Annotated in this window: 1 protein-coding gene; it reads right to left on the bottom strand. The window is 76.1% G+C overall.

Features of this window, described 5'->3' with window-relative positions:
• Positions 1–488: 488 nt before the first annotated feature.
• Positions 489–1,612 (bottom strand): DUF3152 domain-containing protein (locus tag ACFWWQ_RS29125; RefSeq protein WP_384602198.1); only part of this gene is annotated, 1,124 nt, incomplete at its 5' end.

The raw sequence follows: 1,612 nt of genomic DNA, 5'->3' as shown, positions 1-1,612 counted from the left end.
GCGGCGGGGGGGTGGGCGGGCGGCGCGGGCGGCGGCGCCGGCGGCCCCGTGGCCCCCCCCCCCCCCCCCCGGGCGGGGGGGGGCGCGCGGGGGGCCCCCCCCCCCCCCCACCGGAAGGGGTGAACGGTCGTAACTTTCCACCCCATGGGGCGTTCCTATGCGCTAAGTAGCGAGTTCGCCCCTGGGGGCCCTGGAGGGGGCGCGGTCCGGGGCTGCGGTCGGACGGGATCTCACGGACGCGGCCCGGGCTGTCTCCCCGGGCCGCACCACTCCCCCGGCGCACGGCGTGCCGGACGGCTCAGACGCGGGCGCGCGCCGCCCGACGCTCGGCGGCAACCTTCGGACCGAGGACCGTACGGCATCCAACAGGCCCTGGGTGTACGGATGTTGGGGATGGCCGGCGCCCCCGGTGTCTCGTAAGGAGAGACCGCAAACCCCACATACGAGGACGGCGCGACCCGGCCGACGGGCCCGCCGCCCCGCCCGGCTCAGCGACTGCCGGGATACGGCCAGGAGTTGGGGCGGCAGGTGACGCCGTCCGTCGTCAGGAACTTCGTCTGCTGCATCATCACCGGCGCGAGCGCCCCGGAGCGGGAACATGCCTCGTGGTTGTGGCCGAGCCGGTGGCCGACCTCGTGGTTGATGAGCATCTGGCGGTAGGCGTACATCTTGTCCGGCCCGTACGTCTTCGCGCCCTGCGCCCAGCGGTACGCGTTGATCATCACGCGCGGGGTCGCCGCCGAGTCGCACGAGACGTTGTCCTCGGAGGTGTCAAGACCCGACTTGGCGCACCACGCATCGGTGGTGCCGGGGCTGGCCAGCGTGATGACGAAGTCCGCGTCGCCGGAGCCGACCCGCTCGAAGGTCCGGGTGCCGCCGTGCGCCCAGCTCCGGTCGTCGTTGAGGGTCTTGTGCACCGCGTCGGCGAACAGCCGGCCGTCCAGCGGCAGTCCGGTCTCCATATCGACGCGGTAGCGGACGACATGACCGCGGCCGGGCGCCTTCGCGACGCCGCCGACGGGCAGGAACTTCCCGGAGGCGGTCAGCTTCGCGTCGAGCGGGAACGGCTCGGCCATCCGCTGCGTGTACGAGGCGGGCTTGGCGTCCTGCGGCCGGTCCCCGGAGCGCGAGGCGCCCTCGTCCTGCGGGTCGGTGCGGTCGGGCCCGCCGCCCGAGTGGCCGGTTCCGTCCGGCCGCTGCTCGGCTACCTGACCGGCCACCACCACGGCGAGCACGGTGGTCACCGCGGCCGCCGCGACACCGGTGAACGTCCGGCCCAGCCCGCTCTTCCGGGCACCGGCGGCCGGCAGCCCGTCCGGCCCGCCGTCCCCGTCCACCGTGTCCGTACCGACGGGGACACCGCCGTCCGACGGAGCCGTCTCCCGCGCGAAGACCACGGAACGGCCGGTGTCCACCGGCCCGTCCTCCCTGCGCAGCGCCCCGGCGGCCGGCGCGTCGAACGCCTCCAGATACTCCGGCCGGGGCCCGGCACCACCGGGCGCACCGGCACCACCGGGCGCACCGGCACCGGCCGTCGCGTGCGCGCCGGGGCGGACCTCGGCGGTGGCAGGGTCCGGCAGCCGGCCGGGCCGCGCGGCCGGGGGAGGATAAC

The organism is Streptomyces sp. NPDC059080 (genome assembly GCF_042739975.1).
In the GTDB taxonomy this organism is placed as follows: domain Bacteria; phylum Actinomycetota; class Actinomycetes; order Streptomycetales; family Streptomycetaceae; genus Streptomyces; species Streptomyces benahoarensis.
Note: the sequence above shows the minus strand (reverse complement) of the source record. Positions and strands in the feature narration are given on the sequence as shown.